Raw genomic sequence first — 18,942 nt, forward strand, 5'->3', positions numbered from 1 at the left:
TTTACCGCCCGTGCAAAAGGATACAAGGCTGTGAAAATCATTCTCTGCCGGAAACTGAACGCGCATTACAGCCGCCCCTGCGCCCTGCGCTCAGCCCGGCTCTGATCGAAGTTTAGCATTCCCGCCTGCAGGCCGGTCTGGATCACCCCGGGCAGTTGAAAGGTTTTGCCTTCACGGATCAAATTGGCCGCCGCAGGGGTATTAACCAGCAGCTCAAACAGCGCGACGCGTCCCTGCTGGTTATCCCTTTCGAGCTTTTGCGCCAGCACCGCGCGCAGGCTGCCGGCCAGCTGCTTACGTACCGGCTCTTTCTCCTCGGCCGGGAAGGCATCCACCAGCCGCTCTATCGCCTGGGCGGCACCCCGGGTATGCAGGGTCGCCAGCACCAGATGTCCGGTCTCTGCGGCGGTGAGCGCCAGGCGGATCGTTTCGCTGTCGCGCAGCTCGCCTAACAGAAGCACGTCGGGATCTTCACGCAGCGCCGCCCGCAGCGCATCGGCAAAAGAGGGACAATGCAGGCCAATCTCCCGCTGCTGCACCAGACAACGCTTGCTCTGATGGATAAACTCAACCGGATCTTCCAGGGTCAGAATATGCCCGTCGCTGTGGTGATTGAGAAAGTCGACCATCGCCGCCAGGGTGGTGGACTTGCCGCTGCCGGTGGCCCCGGTCACCAGGATCAGGCCGTTATCGCTGGTCAGCAGCTCGGGGATCGCCCGCGGCGTGCCCAGGGTGCGCAGCTGCGGGCACCGTTCCGGCAGCAGCCGGAGCGCCAGCGAGCACCCTTGCGTATGGGCGAAGGCGCTGCCCCGCAGCCGGAGTGCCTCCAGGCTGACGGCAAAATCCACCTGCCCCTGGGCGCACCATGCTCCCTGCTGTTCGTCGCTGAGCCAGCTTTTGAGCAGCTTCACCACATCCGGCCCGGGAAACGGGGCGAATTCTATCTTCCCTCGTCGCCGCCAGCGCGGTGGTGCGTTACTGCACAGGTGTAGATCCGACACGTTATGCTTTACACTAAGGGCCACAATTTCTTCCATATCCATTTAATGATCCTCGGAAAATGAACGACATTGCGCATAACCTGGCACAGGTCAGGGACAAAATCTCAGCCGCAGCAACGCGTTGCGGCCGTGCTTCAGAAGAAATTACATTGCTTGCAGTCAGCAAAACCAAGCCTGCGAGTGCCATCGCAGAAGCGATTGCTGCAGGCCAGCGCATGTTCGGTGAAAACTACGTGCAGGAAGGGGTGGAAAAAATCCGCCACTTCCAGGAACAAGGCACCGCGGATCTGCAGTGGCACTTTATCGGGCCATTACAGTCGAACAAAAGCCGGCTGGTAGCGGAGCATTTCGACTGGTGTCATACCGTCGATCGTCTGCGCATCGCCAGCCGTCTGAGCGAGCAGCGTCCGGCAGAGATGCCGCCGCTTAACGTGCTGATTCAAATCAATATCAGCGACGAAAACAGCAAGTCAGGTATTGCTCTGGAGGAACTGGATCAGCTGGCGGATCAGGTGGCGGCGCTGCCTGGCCTCAGGCTTCGCGGGTTAATGGCGATCCCGGCCCCGGAGTCAGATTACGACAGGCAGTTTGCGGTTGCGCGGCAAATGGCTGTAGCATTTGAGGCGCTTAAAACACGCTTCCCAACGGTCGACACGCTTTCACTGGGCATGACGGACGATATGGCTGCCGCGATTGCGGCTGGCAGCACCATGGTGCGCATCGGCACAGCAATTTTCGGTGCGCGCGATTACACCCAATAATAAGGAAACCTGAGGAACGCCATGAAGACGTTGACCTTCCTGCTCTCAACGGTCATTGAACTGTATACGATGGTGCTTTTGTTACGCGTCTGGATGCAGTGGGCCCGTTGTGATTTTTACAACCCCTTCTCACAGTTTGTCGTCAAAGTGACGCAGCCAATCATCGGGCCGCTGCGCCGGGTGATCCCGCCGATGGGGCCGATTGATAGCGCCTCTCTGCTGGTGGCGCTGATCCTCTGCGTGGTGAAAGCGATCGTGCTGTTTATGGTCATCACCTTCCAGCCGATCATCTGGATCGCGGCGGTGTTAATCCTGATAAAAACGATCGGCCTGCTGATCTTCTGGGTACTGCTGCTGATGGCGATCATGAGCTGGGTGAGCCAGGGCCGCAGCCCGGTGGAGTACTCCCTGATTCAGCTTGCCGACCCACTGCTGCGTCCGATTCGTAATCTGCTGCCAGCCATGGGCGGGATCGACTTCTCCCCGATGATCCTCGTGCTGCTGCTGTACGTGATCAATATGGGTATCGCTGAACTGCTGCAATCCACGGGCAACATCCTGCTGCCGGGGCTGTGGATGGCGCTATGAGTGCTGTCAGCACCTGCGCCGACGGGCTGGTTTTACGGCTGTATATTCAGCCGAAAGCCAGCCGCGATTCGATTATCGGGCTGCATGGCGACGAAGTAAAAGTCGCCATCACCGCCCCTCCTGTGGATGGCCAGGCGAATGCCCATCTGGTGAAGTATCTGGCAAAACAGTTCCGCGTCGCGAAAAGCCAGGTGCTGATCGAGAAAGGTGAACTGGGACGTCACAAGCAGGTCAAAATTCTTAATCCGCAACAAATCCCGACGGAAGTCGCGGCACTGATACAACAGGATTAACACATGCAAAAAGTTGTTCTCGCTACCGGTAACGCCGGTAAAGTGCGCGAGCTGGCCTCGCTGTTAAATGATTTCGGTCTGGATGTGGTCGCGCAGACCGAGCTGGGCGTGGACTCTGCCGAAGAGACCGGCCTGACCTTTATCGAAAATGCCATTCTGAAGGCGCGCCATGCCGCGCAGGTCACCGGTCTGCCAGCTATTGCTGACGACTCCGGTCTGGCGGTGGACGTGCTGGGCGGCGCGCCGGGGATTTACTCCGCCCGCTATTCCGGCGTCGATGCCAGCGACCAGCAGAACCTCGAAAAGCTGCTGGAAGCGCTTAAGGACGTACCGGATGAGCAGCGCCAGGCGCAGTTCCACTGCGTGCTGGTCTATATGCGCCATGCCGAAGATCCTACGCCGATTGTCTGCCACGGCAGCTGGCCGGGCGTCATCGCTCGCGAGTCGGCAGGCAACGGCGGCTTTGGCTACGATCCGATTTTCTTTGTCCCGACCGAGGGCAAAACCGCCGCGGAACTCACCCGCGAAGAAAAAAGCGCGATTTCCCATCGTGGGCGCGCACTGAAACTGTTACTGGAAGCGTTACGTAATGGCTAATTTGCCACCTCTGAGTCTTTATATTCACATCCCGTGGTGCGTGCAGAAATGCCCGTACTGCGATTTCAACTCGCATGCGCTGAAAGGCGAAGTGCCTCATGACGATTACGTTCAGCATCTGCTTGCCGATCTGGACGCCGACGTCGCTTACGCGCAGGGACGTGAAGTTAAGACCATTTTTATCGGTGGCGGTACGCCGAGCCTGCTCTCAGGCCCGGCGATGCAGACGCTGCTGGATGGCGTGCGTGCGCGCCTCAATCTGGCTGCGGATGCAGAAATTACCATGGAGGCCAATCCGGGTACGGTTGAGGCCGACCGTTTTGTCGAGTATCAGCGCGCCGGGGTGAACCGTATCTCCATTGGGGTACAGAGCTTCAGCGAGCCAAAGCTAAAGCGTCTGGGCCGTATTCATGGCCCGGGTGAGGCAAAGCGCGCCGCGCACCTGGCGACCGGGCTGGGCCTGCGCAGCTTTAACCTCGACCTGATGCACGGTCTGCCGGATCAGTCCCTGGAGGAAGCGCTGGACGATCTGCGCCAGGCCATTGAACTGAACCCGCCGCACCTCTCCTGGTATCAGCTGACCATTGAGCCGAACACGCTGTTTGGTTCGCGCCCGCCGGTGCTGCCTGATGATGATGCGCTGTGGGATATTTTCGAGCAGGGCCACCAGCTGCTGACCGCCGCCGGGTATCAGCAGTACGAAACCTCGGCCTATGCGAAGCCGGGCTATCAGTGCCAGCACAACCTGAACTACTGGCGTTTTGGTGATTATCTGGGGATTGGCTGCGGCGCCCATGGCAAAGTAACCTTCCCGGACGGGCGTATTCTGCGTACCGCCAAAACGCGACATCCGCGTGGCTATATGGAAGGACGCTATCTGGAGCGCCAGCACGACGTCGAAGCCGAAGATAAGCCGTTTGAGTTCTTTATGAACCGCTTCCGCCTGCTGGAAGCCGCGCCGCGCGCAGAGTTTGCATTATATACCGGGTTAGCGGAGTCGGTGATTCGCCCGCAGATTGACGAGGCGCTGGCGCAGGGGTATCTGACCGAATGCGATGCGTTCTGGCAGATCACCGAGCATGGCAAACTGTTCTTAAACTCCCTCCTTGAGCTATTCCTCGCCGAAGAGTCCTGAAGCCTGATTCAGGATTTTGCATCCCGTTCTGCTGGCTGAAGGAAAAGCTGGCAGAGTGCGGGGATGGAAAAATCAAAACAGTTACGAATAAATATGACGCCTGAAGAGACACGTCTCTGGTATTTACTCCGGGGGCGTCATTTCTATGGCTACAAGTTCCGCCGCCAGATGCCAATTGGTTCTTACATCGTTGACTTTGCATGCTTTAAGGCGCGGTTAATCGTTGAACTGGATGGCGGGCAACATCAGGATGATGAGGAATATGATCTGCGCAGGACCGCGTATCTGAATGCGCAAGGCTGGCGTGTAATTCGGTTCTGGAATAATGAATTCAGGGCGAATGAGGAGGGAGTATTAATGACTATTCTGGAGCACCTGCAATGCCTGATGCCCTCACCCTAACCCTCTCCCACAGGGAGAGGGAACATTTACTCCCTCTCCCCAGGGGAGAGGGAACATTTACTCCCTCTCCCCTGGGGAGAGGGCCGGGGTGAGGGGCCCAGACCGCACTGAAGCACTAACCTACTTCAGCGACCCCACCAGCCCCTTGCGGCTCTCTTCCAGCGATATAACGCGCTTACACACATCTTTGCCGAACGCCTTGAAATCCGCTTCCTGGTTCTTCCACTCATTCTGAATCGAGGTTTGCAGGCCACCCAGGCTACCCAGCACGCCCTGCAGCGGATTGCCACCGCCTTTCAGCACCGCTTTGGCGCCCATCTCGTTGATGCTGTCCTGCAAAATGCCGCCCATCGCCTGATTCACCAGCTGCTGGCCATCGGCGCGCACCTGATCGATCGCCTGATAGTGGAACGTCAGGCCATCGGTACGATGTTCAATAATGCGGTTCATCTGCTCTTTTAACTGCGCGTCCAGTTTGGTCAGGCGCGAGCGCATATTGCTGCTCTCCCCCACCTCTTTAGCGATGATCTTATCCAGCGCGACACGGCCTTTTTCCACGCGGGTCAGGGCACCTTCATCGATCCACGGCAGCGCGCTGCGCAGATCGGCCTGGTAATCTTTTGCCTGTTCACGTTGCGCGGCGCTCAGCTGGTACTGCTTGCCGTTAAACATGACGTTGCCATCCGGGGTGATCACCAGATTGCCGTTCTCACCTTTTACCTGCACGGTTTGCGGGCTCAGGATCACGTCGTCACGCGGCGTGACTTCGCATTTGTAATCTGCGTGAGCGGTCAGAGCCGTGGTCATTAAAGCCGCGGCGAGCAGCCTTTTGCGCATCATATATTCTCCCTCATACAAAACGGGCCAGCTATTGCTGGCCCCTGATGCTCTATTAGTCCCACCAAATATCGAAAAGTTCGCTGATGCGTACGTCTTCGAATTTGTGGTCTTCCAGCCACTTACGCACGATAGCCTGATGCTCTTCGGTGCACTGGCCGATCTCTTGTTTGCAGATCAAACCTTCCCATGCCAGGTAGCCGCTGCCGTCAAACGCCAGCTTGTTCGGCTCGATAACTTCATTGATGAACGCATCCACGTCTTCATCAATTTTTTCTACACTGGTGCCTTCCGGGAAACGCCATGCCACCGAAAAACCAATCTCCTGGAATTCTTCGATGTGCATTTTCTTACGCAGACGACGGCTACGGTTCTTTGCCATTATTTCACCCTCTCGAACATTAAGTCCCATACGCCGTGACCAAGACGATGGCCACGCTGTTCAAATTTCGTTACCGGACGTGAATCAGGACGCGGCACATAATCATTGCTCGCCGACTGGTTTTTATACCCGTCGAGGCCTGACATCACTTCCAGCATATGCTCCGCATACTGTTCCCAGTCGGTGGCCATGTGGAAAACGCCACCCAGCTTCAGTTTACTTTTTACCAGCTCAGCAAAAGGTGCCTGAACGATACGGCGTTTATTATGACGCGCTTTGTGCCATGGGTCAGGGAAAAAGAGCTGAACCATGTTCAGAGAATTGTCAGGGATCATCTTGTGCAGCACTTCCACCGCGTCATGACACATCACCCGCAGATTCTCCACGCCCTCTTCATGGGCCGTCGCCAGACAAGCACCCACGCCCGGGGAGTGAACCTCAATACCGAGGAAATTCTGCTCCGGACGCGCTTTTGCCATTGTCACCAGCGAAGCGCCCATGCCGAAACCGATCTCCAGCGTAATCGGCGCGTCGCGGCCAAACAGCGCAACAAAATCGAGCGGCTGTTCGGTGAACTCCACGCCCATCACCGGCCAGTAGTTATCCAGCGCGTGTTGCTGCCCCTTTGTCAGGCGGCCCTGACGGCGGACAAAGCTGCGAATACGGCGCAGCGGGCGGCCGTTTTCATCAAATTCCGGTGATATGACGTCGTTTTTCATAAAAGAGTAGTCTGCTTGTGAGAATGTTCGGGAAACGGGCATTATCCAAAGTTAATGATGGGATGCAAGCATGGGAAAGATCCGGTTTACAGCCGCATGCCTCTGTGCTGCAATCTGCGTCCCTGATATCGCGAAGCGAAGACCATGCAAGCCTCTCAATTTTCAGCCCAGGTGCTGGACTGGTACGACAAATACGGGCGTAAAACCCTGCCCTGGCAAACTGAAAAAACACCCTACAAAGTATGGCTCTCTGAGGTGATGTTGCAACAAACGCAGGTCGCTACCGTTATCCCTTATTTTGAGCGCTTTATGGCGCGTTTTCCCACCGTGACCGATCTGGCAAACGCCCCGCTTGATGAGGTGCTGCATCTGTGGACCGGGCTCGGCTATTACGCCCGCGCCCGCAATCTGCACAAAGCCGCCCAGCAGGTGGTGTCGCTGCACGGGGGTAAATTCCCGGAAACCTTCGATGAAGTGGCCGCCCTGCCGGGCGTCGGGCGCTCTACCGCCGGGGCTGTCCTTTCTCTCTCGCTGGGAAAACACTTCCCCATTCTCGACGGCAACGTGAAGCGCGTGCTGGCACGCTGCTATGCCGTTGGCGGCTGGCCGGGCAAGAAAGAGGTGGAGAAACGCCTGTGGGAGATCAGTGAAGCGGTCACCCCTGCTAACGGCGTTGAACGCTTTAACCAGGCGATGATGGATCTGGGGGCGATGGTCTGCACCCGCTCGAAGCCAAAATGCGAACTCTGCCCGCTGAATAATCTGTGTGTGGCCTATGCCAACCACAGCTGGGCGCAGTATCCCGGTAAAAAGCCGAAGCAGACGCTGCCCGAGCGCACCGGCTATTTTCTGCTGATGCAGCACGAGGAGACGGTCTGGCTCGCCCAGCGTCCGCCAAGCGGTTTGTGGGGCGGCTTATTCTGCTTCCCGCAGTTTGAGGATGAAGAGAGTCTTCGCGGCTGGCTGGCGCAACGCGGCATCCCTGCCGATACTCTTGTGCAGCTCAACGCGTTTCGCCATACCTTCAGCCACTTCCATCTGGATATTGTTCCGATGTGGCTTCCCGTGTCCTCATTCACCTCGTGCATGGATGAAGGCACCGCTCTCTGGTATAACTTAGCGCAACCGCCGTCAGTGGGGCTGGCAGCTCCCGTAGAGCGCCTGTTACAGCAATTACGTGTCGGAGCAACGGTTTAGCTCCGGGCGACAAAGAGGATTCAGTATGGCCAGAACAATTTTTTGCACCTTCCTGCAACGTGAAGCAGAAGGCCAGGACTTCCAGCTCTATCCGGGCGATCTGGGTAAGCGCATCTATAACGAGATCTCCAAAGAGGCGTGGGCGCAGTGGCAACACAAACAAACCATGCTGATTAACGAGCGCAAGCTCAACATGATGAACGTTGAACACCGCAAGCAGCTCGAAGAGGAGATGGTGAACTTCCTGTTTGAAGGGAAAGACGTTCACATCGAAGGTTATACGCCGCCAGAAAAATAATATTCTGCGGACTGATGCCCGGCGGCGCTACGCTTGCACGGGCCTACGATAAGTAGGCCGGGTAAGCGTAGCGCCACCCGGCAAAGGTAGCGCCAAAGCAAACACAACACGCACTCCCGGAATGATGAAAAAATTTTTAGCGCTTGCTCTTGTTGCACCGTTACTTGTTTCGTGTTCCTCCAAAAATAAAGGCGATAGCTATAACGAAGCCTGGGTAAAGGACACCAACGGTTTTGACATTCTGATGGGGCAGTTTGCCCACAACATCGAAAACATATGGGGATTTAACGAAGTTCTGATCGCCGGGCCGAAAGACTACGTTAAGTATACCGACGCTTACCAGACCCGTAGCCACATCAACTTTGACGAGGGTACTATCACCGTCGAAACCATCGCCGGGACCGATCCTGCGGCACGTTTACGTGAGGCGATCGTCAAAACCTTGCTGATGGGAGACGATCCGGGCTCTATCGATCTTTACTCCGATGCCGACGACATCACCATCTCGAAAGAGCCGTTCCTCTATGGCCAGGTGGTGGATCAGACCGGCCAGTCGATTCGCTGGGAAGGTCGCGCCAATAACTTTGCCAACTACCTGCTGCAGACGCGTCTGAAAAGCCGCAGCAATGGCCTGCGCGTTATCTACAGCGTGACCATCAACCTGGTGCCAAACCACCTCGATAAACGTGCGCACAAATATGTCGGGATGGTACGCCAGGCCTCACGTAAATACGGTGTTGATGAGTCGCTTATCCTGGCGATCATGCAGACCGAGTCCTCGTTTAACCCGTACGCGGTGAGCCGTTCCGACGCCCTGGGCCTGATGCAGGTTGTTCAGCACAGCGCCGGAAAAGACGTGTTCCGCGCGCAGGGAAGATCGGGCATGCCGGACCGCAGCTATCTGTTTGATCCGGCCAGTAATATTGACACCGGCACCGCCTATCTGGCGATGCTGAACAACGTCTACCTGAGCGGCATTGATAACCCGACCTCGCGCCGCTATGCGGTCATTACCGCTTATAACGGTGGTGCAGGCAGCGTGCTGCGGGTCTTCTCCAGCGATAAAGTCCAGGCGGCAAACATCATCAACAGCATGTCCCCGGGAGATGTTTATCAGACCCTGACCAGCCGTCACCCCTCCGCAGAGTCCCGCCGCTACCTTTACAAGGTCAATACGGCGCAAAAGAACTATCGTAGAAAGTAATGTTGTCTCTTTTACCCTCTCCGCTGTGGAGAGGGTAGAAGCCTCCCTGCCGCTGTCTATACCTCATCCATAGGAAAGTGTTATTTGCATCACAATCCAAACTGCAAATTAATGTTGATTGCATTTTTTTGCGGGAGGTAACAAAACATCACGCCACTCGCTGATAGAATTGCATCAAATACAAAACTGAAATGTTTCTACACCAACATACAGCCCGCTCTCTTGTGAGGAAAGTAACATGAACCTTAAGCTGCAGCTTAAAATCTTGTCGTTTCTGCAGTTCTGTCTGTGGGGGAGCTGGCTAACCACGCTCGGCTCCTACATGTTTGTCACGCTCAAATTCGACGGTGCCTCTATCGGCGCGGTCTACAGCTCTTTGGGTATCGCTGCCGTCTTTATGCCGACCCTGCTCGGGATCGTGGCGGATAAGTGGATAAGCGCCAAGTGGGTATATGCGCTTTGCCATCTGGTTGGGGCAGGTACGCTGTTTATGGCGGCCGAGGTCACCACGCCAGGGGCGATGTTCATGGTGATCCTGCTTAACTCGCTGGCCTATATGCCAACGCTGGGCCTGATTAACACCATCTCCTACTACCGTCTGAAAGAAGCCGGTATGGATATCGTGACCGACTTCCCACCGATCCGTATCTGGGGCACCATCGGCTTTATCATGGCGATGTGGGGCGTGAGCTTCGCAGGCTTCGAACTGAGCCACATGCAGCTCTATATCGGTGCGGTCCTCTCCGTGGTGCTGGCGCTGTTCACCCTGACCCTGCCGCACATTCCGGTCTCTAACCAGCAGAAAAACCAGAGCTGGAGCGCCATGCTCGGCCTGGATGCCTTCGCGCTGTTTAAAAACAAACGCATGGCGATCTTCTTTATCTTCTCCATGCTGCTGGGCGCGGAGCTGCAGATCACCAACATGTTCGGCAACACCTTCCTGCACAGCTTCGATAACGACCCGCTGTTCTCCGGCAGCTTTATCGTTGAGCATGCGTCGGTGATGATGTCGATTTCGCAGATCTCCGAAACGCTGTTCATCCTGACCATCCCGTTCTTCCTGAGCCGCTACGGCATTAAGAACGTCATGATGATCAGTATCTTCGCGTGGATGCTGCGCTTCGGTCTGTTTGCCTACGGTGACCCGTCTGCCTTCGGTACCGTGCTGCTGGTCCTGTCGATGATCGTCTACGGCTGCGCCTTCGACTTCTTCAACATCTCCGGCTCCGTGTTCGTGGAAAAAGAGGTTCGTCCGGAAATCCGCGCCAGCGCCCAGGGCATGTTCCTGATGATGACCAACGGCTTCGGCTGTATTCTCGGCGGCGTGGTGAGCGGTAAGGTTGTGGAGATGTATACCACTAACGGTATTACTGACTGGCAGCCGGTGTGGCTGATCTTCGCAGCCTACTCCCTGGTACTGGCCTTCGCCTTCATGGCGCTGTTCAAGTACAAACATGTTCGTACGCCAACAGGTGCGCAGACCGTCGCGCATTAATCTCTTAAGTTCCCCCCTCCTGCGAGGGGGGGAATTTTTTACTTCAGTACATACCCGTACAAGCGCTTAATCCCGTCTGCATCCTTCTCGCTGTAAACGCCCTGCAGTTCCGGTGAAAAACCGGGCAGCAGATTGACGCCCTCTTCCAGCGCCAGGAAGTAACGCTGCACCGCCCCACCCCAGAGTTCGCCTGGCACCACGCACAGTACGCCCGGCGGGTATGGTAGCGCCCCTTCAGCCGCGATACGTCCTTCGGCTTCGCTGATGCGCACCAGCTCGACGTTACCGCGAATAAAGGCCTGGTTAGCGTCCTGCGGGTTCATCGCCACGGTGGGCAGGCTCTCTTTGCGGAACATCGCTTTCTGCAGATCCTTCACGTCGAAACTGACGTACAGATCGTGCATCTCCTGACAGAGCTGACGCAGGGTGTAGTCGCGATAGCGCACCGGGTATTTCTTCCAGATGGTCGGCAGGACATCCGCCAACGGGGTGTCGTCTTCAATGTGCTGCTCAAACTGGCCCAGCATTGCCACCAGTTGCGCCATCTTCTCGGCGCTCTCCGCAGGGGTGAGCAGGAAGAGAATAGAGTTAAGATCGCACTTCTCCGGGACAATGCCCTTCTCGCGCAGGTAGTGCGCCAGAATGGTCGCCGGGATGCCAAAGTCGGTGTACTCCCCGCTTTCAGCATCGATGCCCGGCGTGGTCAGCAGCAGCTTGCACGGATCGACAAAATATTGCTCCTCGGCATAGCCCTCGAAGCCGTGCCATTTCGCACCCGGCTCAAAGCTGAAGAAGCGCAGCTCGCTGGCAATCGCATGGGTTGGATGATCCTGCCACGGACGCCCGGCCACCACCGGCGGGATAAACGGCTTAATCATTTTGCAATTGGCGATAATCGCCTTGCGCGCCTCGATACCCAGCTCAACGCACTCGGCCCACAGCCGACGTCCGCTCTCCCCTTCATGGATCTTGGCGTTAACGTCGAGAGCCGCAAAGAGCGGATAGAACGGGCTGGTGGAGGCGTGCAGCATAAAGGCGTTGTTGAGACGCTTATGTGGGCAGAAACGCGCCTGGCCGCGGATATGGTTATCCTTCTTGTGGATCTGCGAGGTCTGGGAGAACCCGGCCTGCTGTTTATGCACCGACTGGGTGACAAAGATCCCCGGATCCTTCTCATTGAGATCCAGCAGCAGCGGCGAGCTGTCCGCCATCATCGGGATAAACTGCTCGTAACCCACCCATGCAGAGTCAAACAGGATGTAGTCGCACAGCTGGCCAATTTTGTCGATCACCTGGCGGGCGTTATAAATGGTGCCGTCATAGGTGCCGAGCTGGATCACTGCCAGGCGGAACGGACGCGCTTCACCGGCTTTTTCCGGGGCCACTTCGCGGATCAGCTCCCGCAGGTACGCCTCGTCAAAGCAGCGGTCATCAATGCCGCCAATAAAGCCAAACGGGTTACGCGCCGCTTCGAGATACACCGGCGTGGCACCGGCCTGGATCAGCGCGCCATGATGGTTGGATTTATGGTTGTTGCGGTCAAAGAGCACCAGATCGCCGCGGGTCAGCAGCGCATTGGTCACCACCTTGTTGGCGGCCGAGGTGCCGTTGAGCACGAAATAGGTCTTGTCGGCGTTAAACACCTTTGCAGCGAACTTTTGCGCGTGTTTGGCGGACCCTTCATGGATCAGCAGATCGCCGAGCTTCACGTCGGCGTTGCACATGTCGGCCCGAAAGACGTTCTCGCCGAAGAAATCGAAGAACTGGCGGCCTGCGGGGTGTTTCTTAAAGAACGCTCCGTGCTGGTGCCCCGGACAGGCAAAGGTGCTGTTGTCCATCGCCACGTACTGGCTGAGCGTGTCGAAAAACGGCGGCAGCAGGTTCTCTTCATAGCGACAGGCCGCGGCTTCCAGCTCTAACCACTCCTGCGCTTTGCCGTCGATGACCGCATCGACACCCGCAGGGGTTTCCACAGGCTGCGGCGAGAACATCAATACAGGCAGATTAAAGCCGGTGCGTTTCAGCAACGCGAGGATGCCGCTGTGACTGTCAGCGACGGTAATGACGACTGCCGCCACATCCGTAAAATCTGTGTTATCCAGCGTCACCACTTCCCGGTGCGTGGACAAGGCGGACGCCAGCTCGCGGCTGACGGCAATTTTCATTGATTTCATAAGCGCAAATACCCGTGCAAGGCGAGAAAAAGCCCCGGACAGGGAGTCCCCCTGCCCAACGAATGTGTCTGACCGGAGTTCAGCTCCGACCGCCAGACATCAGTAAAAGCAGAACGCGTCTGGTTTTACTGTTGTCCTGCAGTGAGCCTGCGTTACCCTCACCGCATGGTGAGCGTAGAATAAGATGTGTCGATACGGCCAGCCATGCGCGCAGCAAAAGAGAGTCGGTTCATTGGCGGCCCCGTATCTGAGAGGAGAAAATTCGCGCAATAATGTCACCTTTCGCCAGGGGGCGCAAGAAGGAATCATTATGCAAAAAACGGGATTACATTTGGCGATTACTCACTGAAAAGAGTAATAATAATGCAATATCAATGAGTAAATAACAGGAGTTCACAGTGGTTATTGGACCGTTCATTAATGCGGGAGCCGTGCTGCTGGGCGGCGTACTTGGCGCCGTGCTCAGCCAGCGATTACCGGAGCGTATTCGCTCCTCCATGCCCTCGATATTTGGTCTGGCCTCGCTGGGAATCGGTATTCTGCTGGTCATCAAGTGCGCCAACCTGCCGGTGATGGTGCTGGCAACGCTGCTCGGAGCGCTAATCGGGGAATTCTGCTATCTGGAGAAAGGGATCAACGGCGCCGTCAGTAAAGCGAAAAATCTGCTCTCCCGCGGTAAACAGAAAGGTGGTGGTCACGACGCGTTTATTCAGAACTATGTCGCCATCATCATTCTGTTTTGCGCCAGCGGCACGGGGATTTTTGGCTCGATGCAGGAGGGAATGACCGGCGACCCCAGCATCCTTATCGCTAAAGCCTTCCTGGATTTCTTTACCGCGACAATTTTTGCGACCACGCTGGGTATCGCGGTTGCCGCGATTTGCGTGCCGATGCTGCTTATCCAGCTCGCCCTCGCCACCTGCGCCACGTTAATCTTACCGCTGACCACGCCGGCGATGATGGCGGACTTTACCGCCGTCGGCGGTCTGCTGCTGCTGGCAACCGGGCTGCGGATCTGCGGCATTAAGATGTTTGCGGTGGTAAATATGCTGCCTGCGCTGGTGATCGCCATGCCGCTTTCCGCCCTGTGGACCGCGTTTTTTGCCTGAGATCGCAGCAAACTGGCGACAGAGTGTGCGGTCAGTAGCGAAATCAACAAATTCCGTTGACGCCACGAGGCGGATCGGGTTTAATTCGCCCCGTTGCCCGGATAGCTCAGTCGGTAGAGCAGGGGATTGAAAATCCCCGTGTCCTTGGTTCGATTCCGAGTCCGGGCACCACTATTTAAAGAACCCGCCCAAAAGGCGGGTTTTTGCTTTTGGCGAAACAGAATCTTATACCTTCTCCAGCTTCCCTATCACCGCATCTGCCAGCGCTTCCGGGCATGCAAATCCCGACCGAACCTGGTGCGTCAGCAGCGTTGAGCCATACTGACGGGCAATTTGCGGCAGACAAGCGTCGTGGAAGGCTTTAACGTCCTCAAAATAGTCCAGCGTGTATTTATCCTCTCCAGGCCGTCCTCGCGCCATACAGTCGTTAAAACAGGCGTCCGCGTCGCGATCGATATAGACCACCAGATCGATATGCGGATAGCGCTTCAGGTAATCCTTAATCTGGTAGAAATAAGACATATAGCGGGCCGATGGCTGTTCAGTCATCAGGAAATTCACATGGCAGAACACAATATCGCTGAACAGGGAACGTTCGATAACGTAGTTGCCTTCGGGGATGTCCTTTAACAGGCGCTGTCGGGATGCGGTGATATAGAGCTGAAAGGCTACCCGGGCGTCTGCGTCGTGTGGGTTCTCAATGAACACCTGAAGCAGATCTAGAAACACCGGATCTTCATCCACGGGCTCCTTCATTACACTCCAGTATGCGCCTGTTTTTTCTGATAACGCCGCCGCCAGAGGTTCCAGCAGGGTGCTTTTTCCCGCAGCAATATTGGCCTCAATAGAGACGATCTTCATAGCGATATCCCGGTGAATGGATTTACTTACGGCTGAAGAAAATGATTAGGGGCTTTCATACAGTATGAAGGGGCTCCCTTATTAAGGATAAGGGAGCATCGGGATTATGCCTTTTTCGCGCTGTAAACTTCATCACCAGAGAACGCCGGTTCGGCCCAGAAATTGATATTAAACTGTGCATCGTCGGTCATCTCAATACGGTGCCAGTACTGCGGTGGGCTGGTCGCAAAGGTACCTGCGTTAATCACGACTTTTACTTCTGGCTCTGTTGCCTCTTCATTGGCGAAGCCGTAGTAGGTCACTGTCCCTTCCATTACACAGAGCTGGCCAAAAATACCGGCTGCGGTGTTGTGATGGCTCAGAAGCGCTGCGGGAACATTGTCTTTAGTAAAAAAGGGAGTTGAACGTTTGATGGTCCAGTTTTTGGGAATTCTGTGATGGCTCATAAATACCTCCGGCTTTAAACATGCATTTAAAATACATCTTTATGTTTCGCCTGTAAAGCACTATTGATAATAAATATCATTTACATAAAAGGTGACTGTGATGCTGAAAGGATAATAGTCTCTTGGATGGGTAAACGCATTGCGACCGGCTTTATCACGCAGACGGCAAAAAACCCCGTACCTTACGGTACGGGGTTTCCTTAATTGATGCCTGGCAGTTCCCTACTCTCGCATGGGGAGACCCCACACTACCATCGGCGCTACGGCGTTTCACTTCTGAGTTCGGCATGGGGTCAGGTGGGACCACCGCGCTACAGCCGCCAGGCAAATTCTGTCTCCGACACGCCCTTCGGGCCTGTCAGTTAATCTGTATCAGCTGAAAATCGTCTCAAATACCGCCGAAACAGCTTCGGCGTTGTAAGGTTAAGCCTCACGGTTCATTAGTATCGGTTAGCTCAACGCATCGCTGCGCTTACACACCCGACCTATCAACGTCGTCGTCTTCAACGTTCCTTCAGGAGCCTTAAAGGCTCAGGGAGAACTCATCTCGGGGCAAGTTTCGTGCTTAGATGCTTTCAGCACTTATCTCTTCCGCATTTAGCTACCGGGCAGTGCCATTGGCATGACAACCCGAACACCAGTGATGCGTCCACTCCGGTCCTCTCGTACTAGGAGCAGCCCCCCCTCAATTCTCCAGCGCCCACGGCAGATAGGGACCGAACTGTCTCACGACGTTCTAAACCCAGCTCGCGTACCACTTTAAACGGCGAACAGCCGTACCCTTGGGACCTACTTCAGCCCCAGGATGTGATGAGCCGACATCGAGGTGCCAAACACCGCCGTCGATATGAACTCTTGGGCGGTATCAGCCTGTTATCCCCGGAGTACCTTTTATCCGTTGAGCGATGGCCCTTCCATACAGAACCACCGGATCACTATGACCTGCTTTCGCACCTGCTCGAGCCGTCACTCTCGCAGTCAAGCTAGCTTATGCCATTGCACTAACCTCCTGATGTCCGACCAGGATTAGCTAACCTTCGTGCTCCTCCGTTACTCTTTAGGAGGAGACCGCCCCAGTCAAACTACCCACCAGACACTGTCCGCAACCCGGGTAACGGGTCCACGTTAGAACACCAGCCATTAAAGGGTGGTATTTCAAGGTTGGCTCCACGCAGACTGGCGTCCACGCTTCAAAGCCTCCCACCTATCCTACACATCAAGGACCAGTGTTCAGTGTCAAGCTATAGTAAAGGTTCACGGGGTCTTTCCGTCTTGCCGCGGGTACACTGCATCTTCACAGCGATTTCAATTTCACTGAGTCTCGGGTGGAGACAGCCTGGCCATCATTACGCCATTCGTGCAGGTCGGAACTTACCCGACAAGGAATTTCGCTACCTTAGGACCGTTATAGTTACGGCCGCCGTTTACCGGGGCTTCGATCAAGAGCTTCGCGTTGCCGCTAACCCCATCAATTAACCTTCCGGCACCGGGCAGGCGTCACACCGTATACGTCCACTTTCGTGTTTGCACAGTGCTGTGTTTTTAATAAACAGTTGCAGCCAGCTGGTATCTTCGACTGATTTCAGCTCCACCCGCAGGGGCTTCACCTACATATCAGCGTGCCTTCTCCCGAAGTTACGGCACCATTTTGCCTAGTTCCTTCACCCGAGTTCTCTCAAGCGCCTTGGTATTCTCTACCTGACCACCTGTGTCGGTTTGGGGTACGATTTGATGTTACCTGATGCTTAGAGGCTTTTCCTGGAAGCAGGGCATTTGTTGCTTCAGCACCGTAGTGCCTCGTCATCACACCTCAGCGTTGAAAAGGTACCGGATTTACCTGGAACCTCCGCCTACATGCTTAAACCGGGACAACCGTCGCCCGGCCAACATAGCCTTCTCCGTCCCCCCTTCGCAGTAACACCGAGTACAGGAATATTAACCTGTTTCCCATCGACTACGCCTTTCGGCCTCGCCTTAGGGGTCGACTCACCCTGCCCCGATTAACGTTGGACAGGAACCCTTGGTCTTCCGGCGAGCGGGCTTTTCACCCGCTTTATCGTTACTTATGTCAGCATTCGCACTTCTGATACCTCCAGCAGACCTCACAGTCCACCTTCGACGGCTTACAGAACGCTCCCCTACCCAACAACACATAGTGTCGCTGCCGCAGCTTCGGTGCATGGTTTAGCCCCGTTACATCTTCCGCGCAGGCCGACTCGACCAGTGAGCTATTACGCTTTCTTTAAATGATGGCTGCTTCTAAGCCAACATCCTGGCTGTCTGTGCCTTCCCACATCGTTTCCCACTTAACCATGACTTTGGGACCTTAGCTGGCGGTCTGGGTTGTTTCCCTCTTCACGACGGACGTTAGCACCCGCCGTGTGTCTCCCGTGATAACATTCTCCGGTATTCGCAGTTTGCATCGGGTTGGTAAGCCGGGATGGCCCCCTAGCCGAAACAGTGCTCTACCCCCGGAGATGAATTCACGAGGCGCTACCTAAATAGCTTTCGGGGAGAACCAGCTATCTCCCGGTTTGATTGGCCTTTCACCCCCAGCCACAAGTCATCCGCTAATTTTTCAACATTAGTCGGTTCGGTCCTCCAGTTAGTGTTACCCAACCTTCAACCTGCCCATGGCTAGATCACCGGGTTTCGGGTCTATACCCTGCAACTTAACGCCCAGTTAAGACTCGGTTTCCCTTCGGCTCCCCTATACGGTTAACCTTGCTACAGAATATAAGTCGCTGACCCATTATACAAAAGGTACGCAGTCACACCACAAGGGTGCTCCCACTGCTTGTACGTACACGGTTTCAGGTTCTTTTTCACTCCCCTCGCCGGGGTTCTTTTCGCCTTTCCCTCACGGTACTGGTTCACTATCGGTCAGTCAGGAGTATTTAGCCTTGGAGGATGGTCCCCCCATATTCAGACAGGATACCACGTGTCCCGCCCTACTCTTCGAGTTCACAGCAAGTGTATCTTCGTGTACGGGAGTATCACCCTGTACCCTGCGACTTTCCAGACGCTTCCACTGACACACATGCTGATTCAGACTCTGGGCTGTTCCCCGTTCGCTCGCCGCTACTGGGGGAATCTCGGTTGATTTCTTTTCCTCAGGGTACTTAGATGTTTCAGTTCCCCTGGTTCGCTTCGTTAAGCTATGTATTCACTTAACGATAGTGCAACGGATTGCACTGGGTTTCCCCATTCGGAAATCGTCGGTTATAACGGTTCATATCACCTTACCGACGCTTATCGCAGATTAGCACGTCCTTCATCGCCTCTGACTGCCTAGGCATCCACCGTGTACGCTTGGTCGCTTAACCTCACAACCCGAAGATGTTTCACTTCTGATTGCGAAAATTTGAGAGACCCGAACACACCTTCATCTGCTCTTATTACGGAGAGCAGACACGGCGTGTCGTTTCAATTTTCAGCTTGAT

Annotated in this window: 18 protein-coding genes, 1 tRNA gene and 2 rRNA genes; 12 read left to right on the forward strand and 9 right to left on the reverse strand. The window is 55.5% G+C overall.

Annotated features, from left to right (window positions below):
• Positions 1 to 65: 65 nt before the first annotated feature.
• A complete protein-coding gene (locus tag AAHB66_RS19475; protein WP_347114140.1) occupies positions 66 to 1,043 on the reverse strand; it encodes a type IV pilus twitching motility protein PilT in 978 nt (325 codons plus the stop codon).
• 17 nt (positions 1,044 to 1,060) lie between these two features.
• Here AAHB66_RS19475 and AAHB66_RS19480 point away from each other — a divergent pair, with 17 nt between their 5' ends.
• The 6 genes from AAHB66_RS19480 to AAHB66_RS19505 all read left to right on the forward strand — a co-directional run bounded on the left by AAHB66_RS19480 (position 1,061) and on the right by AAHB66_RS19505 (position 4,777).
• Positions 1,061 to 1,762, forward strand: coding sequence for a YggS family pyridoxal phosphate-dependent enzyme (locus AAHB66_RS19480; RefSeq protein WP_347114141.1), 702 nt, complete (start codon positions 1,061 to 1,063; stop codon positions 1,760 to 1,762).
• Between the two features lie 21 nt (positions 1,763 to 1,783).
• Entirely contained in the window at positions 1,784 to 2,350 is a 567-nt protein-coding gene (locus tag AAHB66_RS19485; protein ID WP_032613937.1) for a YggT family protein, read from the forward strand.
• A complete protein-coding gene (gene yggU / locus AAHB66_RS19490) occupies positions 2,347 to 2,643 on the forward strand; it encodes a DUF167 family protein YggU (RefSeq protein WP_333853941.1) in 297 nt (98 codons plus the stop codon). Before AAHB66_RS19485 ends, yggU begins: the two co-directional genes overlap by 4 nt.
• Before the next feature lie 3 nt (positions 2,644 to 2,646).
• Positions 2,647 to 3,240, forward strand: coding sequence for an XTP/dITP diphosphatase (locus AAHB66_RS19495; RefSeq protein WP_347114143.1), 594 nt, complete (start codon positions 2,647 to 2,649; stop codon positions 3,238 to 3,240).
• Positions 3,233 to 4,375, forward strand: a complete 1,143-nt coding sequence (gene hemW, locus AAHB66_RS19500; RefSeq protein ID WP_347114144.1) for a radical SAM family heme chaperone HemW — start codon at positions 3,233 to 3,235, stop codon at positions 4,373 to 4,375. The genes AAHB66_RS19495 and hemW overlap by 8 nt, the downstream gene beginning before the upstream one ends.
• A gap of 63 nt (positions 4,376 to 4,438) precedes the next feature.
• Complete coding sequence (locus tag AAHB66_RS19505; RefSeq protein WP_347114145.1) at positions 4,439 to 4,777, forward strand: endonuclease domain-containing protein; 339 nt, start codon at positions 4,439 to 4,441, stop codon at positions 4,775 to 4,777.
• 120 nt (positions 4,778 to 4,897) lie between these two features.
• Here the strand turns inward: AAHB66_RS19505 and AAHB66_RS19510 are convergent, their stop codons facing one another.
• From AAHB66_RS19510 to trmB, 3 genes are read right to left on the reverse strand one after another with little or no spacing between them, the layout of a single operon-like run.
• Complete coding sequence (locus tag AAHB66_RS19510) at positions 4,898 to 5,617, reverse strand: DUF2884 domain-containing protein (RefSeq protein WP_347114146.1); 720 nt, start codon at positions 5,615 to 5,617, stop codon at positions 4,898 to 4,900.
• Between the two features lie 52 nt (positions 5,618 to 5,669).
• Positions 5,670 to 5,996 (reverse strand): YggL family protein, encoded by a 327-nt coding sequence (locus tag AAHB66_RS19515; protein ID WP_142487055.1) that lies wholly within the window; start codon positions 5,994 to 5,996, stop codon positions 5,670 to 5,672.
• Positions 5,996 to 6,715 (reverse strand): tRNA (guanosine(46)-N7)-methyltransferase TrmB, encoded by a 720-nt coding sequence (gene trmB, locus AAHB66_RS19520; RefSeq protein ID WP_347114147.1) that lies wholly within the window; start codon positions 6,713 to 6,715, stop codon positions 5,996 to 5,998. The genes AAHB66_RS19515 and trmB overlap by 1 nt, the downstream gene beginning before the upstream one ends.
• Positions 6,716 to 6,859: 144 nt before the next feature.
• On the opposite strand from trmB, the gene mutY reads away from it, so the two are divergent.
• From mutY to AAHB66_RS19540, 4 genes are all read left to right on the forward strand, one after another.
• Positions 6,860 to 7,912, forward strand: coding sequence for an A/G-specific adenine glycosylase (mutY, locus tag AAHB66_RS19525; RefSeq protein WP_347114148.1), 1,053 nt, complete (start codon positions 6,860 to 6,862; stop codon positions 7,910 to 7,912).
• A gap of 25 nt (positions 7,913 to 7,937) precedes the next feature.
• Positions 7,938 to 8,210 carry an oxidative damage protection protein gene (locus AAHB66_RS19530; protein ID WP_103176936.1) on the forward strand — a complete coding sequence of 91 codons (273 nt, stop codon included), beginning with the start codon at positions 7,938 to 7,940 and terminating at the stop codon, positions 8,208 to 8,210.
• A gap of 124 nt (positions 8,211 to 8,334) precedes the next feature.
• Positions 8,335 to 9,414 (forward strand): membrane-bound lytic murein transglycosylase MltC, encoded by a 1,080-nt coding sequence (mltC, locus tag AAHB66_RS19535; RefSeq protein ID WP_347114149.1) that lies wholly within the window; start codon positions 8,335 to 8,337, stop codon positions 9,412 to 9,414.
• Between the two features lie 238 nt (positions 9,415 to 9,652).
• A complete protein-coding gene (locus AAHB66_RS19540; RefSeq protein WP_347114150.1) occupies positions 9,653 to 10,909 on the forward strand; it encodes a nucleoside permease in 1,257 nt (418 codons plus the stop codon).
• 38 nt (positions 10,910 to 10,947) lie between these two features.
• Here the strand turns inward: AAHB66_RS19540 and AAHB66_RS19545 are convergent, their stop codons facing one another.
• Positions 10,948 to 13,083 carry an ornithine decarboxylase gene (locus AAHB66_RS19545; RefSeq protein WP_347114151.1) on the reverse strand — a complete coding sequence of 712 codons (2,136 nt, stop codon included), beginning with the start codon at positions 13,081 to 13,083 and terminating at the stop codon, positions 10,948 to 10,950.
• A gap of 398 nt (positions 13,084 to 13,481) precedes the next feature.
• On the opposite strand from AAHB66_RS19545, the gene AAHB66_RS19550 reads away from it, so the two are divergent.
• Positions 13,482 to 14,192, forward strand: a complete 711-nt coding sequence (locus AAHB66_RS19550; RefSeq protein ID WP_142487062.1) for a DUF554 domain-containing protein — start codon at positions 13,482 to 13,484, stop codon at positions 14,190 to 14,192.
• A 95-nt stretch (positions 14,193 to 14,287) separates the two neighbouring features.
• Positions 14,288 to 14,363, forward strand: a tRNA-Phe gene (locus tag AAHB66_RS19555).
• A 54-nt stretch (positions 14,364 to 14,417) separates the two neighbouring features.
• Here the strand turns inward: AAHB66_RS19555 and AAHB66_RS19560 are convergent.
• The 4 genes from AAHB66_RS19560 to AAHB66_RS19575 form a co-directional block, all read right to left on the reverse strand.
• Positions 14,418 to 15,053, reverse strand: coding sequence for a deoxynucleoside kinase (locus tag AAHB66_RS19560; protein ID WP_347114152.1), 636 nt, complete (start codon positions 15,051 to 15,053; stop codon positions 14,418 to 14,420).
• A gap of 104 nt (positions 15,054 to 15,157) precedes the next feature.
• Positions 15,158 to 15,499 (reverse strand): DUF1971 domain-containing protein, encoded by a 342-nt coding sequence (locus AAHB66_RS19565; protein WP_032614074.1) that lies wholly within the window; start codon positions 15,497 to 15,499, stop codon positions 15,158 to 15,160.
• Between the two features lie 209 nt (positions 15,500 to 15,708).
• Positions 15,709 to 15,824: ribosomal RNA gene (rrf, locus tag AAHB66_RS19570) — 5S ribosomal RNA — on the reverse strand.
• Between the two features lie 94 nt (positions 15,825 to 15,918).
• A 23S ribosomal RNA gene (locus AAHB66_RS19575) occupies positions 15,919 to 18,825 on the reverse strand.
• Between the last annotated feature and the right edge of the window lie 117 nt (positions 18,826 to 18,942).

Source organism: Leclercia sp. S52 (genome assembly GCF_039727615.1).
In the GTDB taxonomy this organism is placed as follows: domain Bacteria; phylum Pseudomonadota; class Gammaproteobacteria; order Enterobacterales; family Enterobacteriaceae; genus Enterobacter; species Enterobacter adecarboxylatus_B.

Bases quoted from the DNA above. Each gene is read 5' to 3' on its own strand.
- AAHB66_RS19475 (WP_347114140.1), bottom strand. From the start codon at position 1,043: ATGGATATGGAAGAAATTGTGGCCCTTAGTGTAAAGCATAACGTGTCG.
- AAHB66_RS19480 (WP_347114141.1), top strand. From the start codon at position 1,061: ATGAACGACATTGCGCATAACCTGGCACAGGTCAGGGACAAAATCTCA.
- AAHB66_RS19485 (WP_032613937.1), top strand. From the start codon at position 1,784: ATGAAGACGTTGACCTTCCTGCTCTCAACGGTCATTGAACTGTATACG.
- yggU (WP_333853941.1), top strand. From the start codon at position 2,347: ATGAGTGCTGTCAGCACCTGCGCCGACGGGCTGGTTTTACGGCTGTAT.
- AAHB66_RS19495 (WP_347114143.1), top strand. From the start codon at position 2,647: ATGCAAAAAGTTGTTCTCGCTACCGGTAACGCCGGTAAAGTGCGCGAG.
- hemW (WP_347114144.1), top strand. From the start codon at position 3,233: ATGGCTAATTTGCCACCTCTGAGTCTTTATATTCACATCCCGTGGTGC.
- AAHB66_RS19505 (WP_347114145.1), top strand. From the start codon at position 4,439: ATGGAAAAATCAAAACAGTTACGAATAAATATGACGCCTGAAGAGACA.
- AAHB66_RS19510 (WP_347114146.1), bottom strand. From the start codon at position 5,617: ATGATGCGCAAAAGGCTGCTCGCCGCGGCTTTAATGACCACGGCTCTG.
- AAHB66_RS19515 (WP_142487055.1), bottom strand. From the start codon at position 5,996: ATGGCAAAGAACCGTAGCCGTCGTCTGCGTAAGAAAATGCACATCGAA.
- trmB (WP_347114147.1), bottom strand. From the start codon at position 6,715: ATGAAAAACGACGTCATATCACCGGAATTTGATGAAAACGGCCGCCCG.
- mutY (WP_347114148.1), top strand. From the start codon at position 6,860: ATGCAAGCCTCTCAATTTTCAGCCCAGGTGCTGGACTGGTACGACAAA.
- AAHB66_RS19530 (WP_103176936.1), top strand. From the start codon at position 7,938: ATGGCCAGAACAATTTTTTGCACCTTCCTGCAACGTGAAGCAGAAGGC.
- mltC (WP_347114149.1), top strand. From the start codon at position 8,335: ATGAAAAAATTTTTAGCGCTTGCTCTTGTTGCACCGTTACTTGTTTCG.
- AAHB66_RS19540 (WP_347114150.1), top strand. From the start codon at position 9,653: ATGAACCTTAAGCTGCAGCTTAAAATCTTGTCGTTTCTGCAGTTCTGT.
- AAHB66_RS19545 (WP_347114151.1), bottom strand. From the start codon at position 13,083: ATGAAATCAATGAAAATTGCCGTCAGCCGCGAGCTGGCGTCCGCCTTG.
- AAHB66_RS19560 (WP_347114152.1), bottom strand. From the start codon at position 15,053: ATGAAGATCGTCTCTATTGAGGCCAATATTGCTGCGGGAAAAAGCACC.
- AAHB66_RS19565 (WP_032614074.1), bottom strand. From the start codon at position 15,499: ATGAGCCATCACAGAATTCCCAAAAACTGGACCATCAAACGTTCAACT.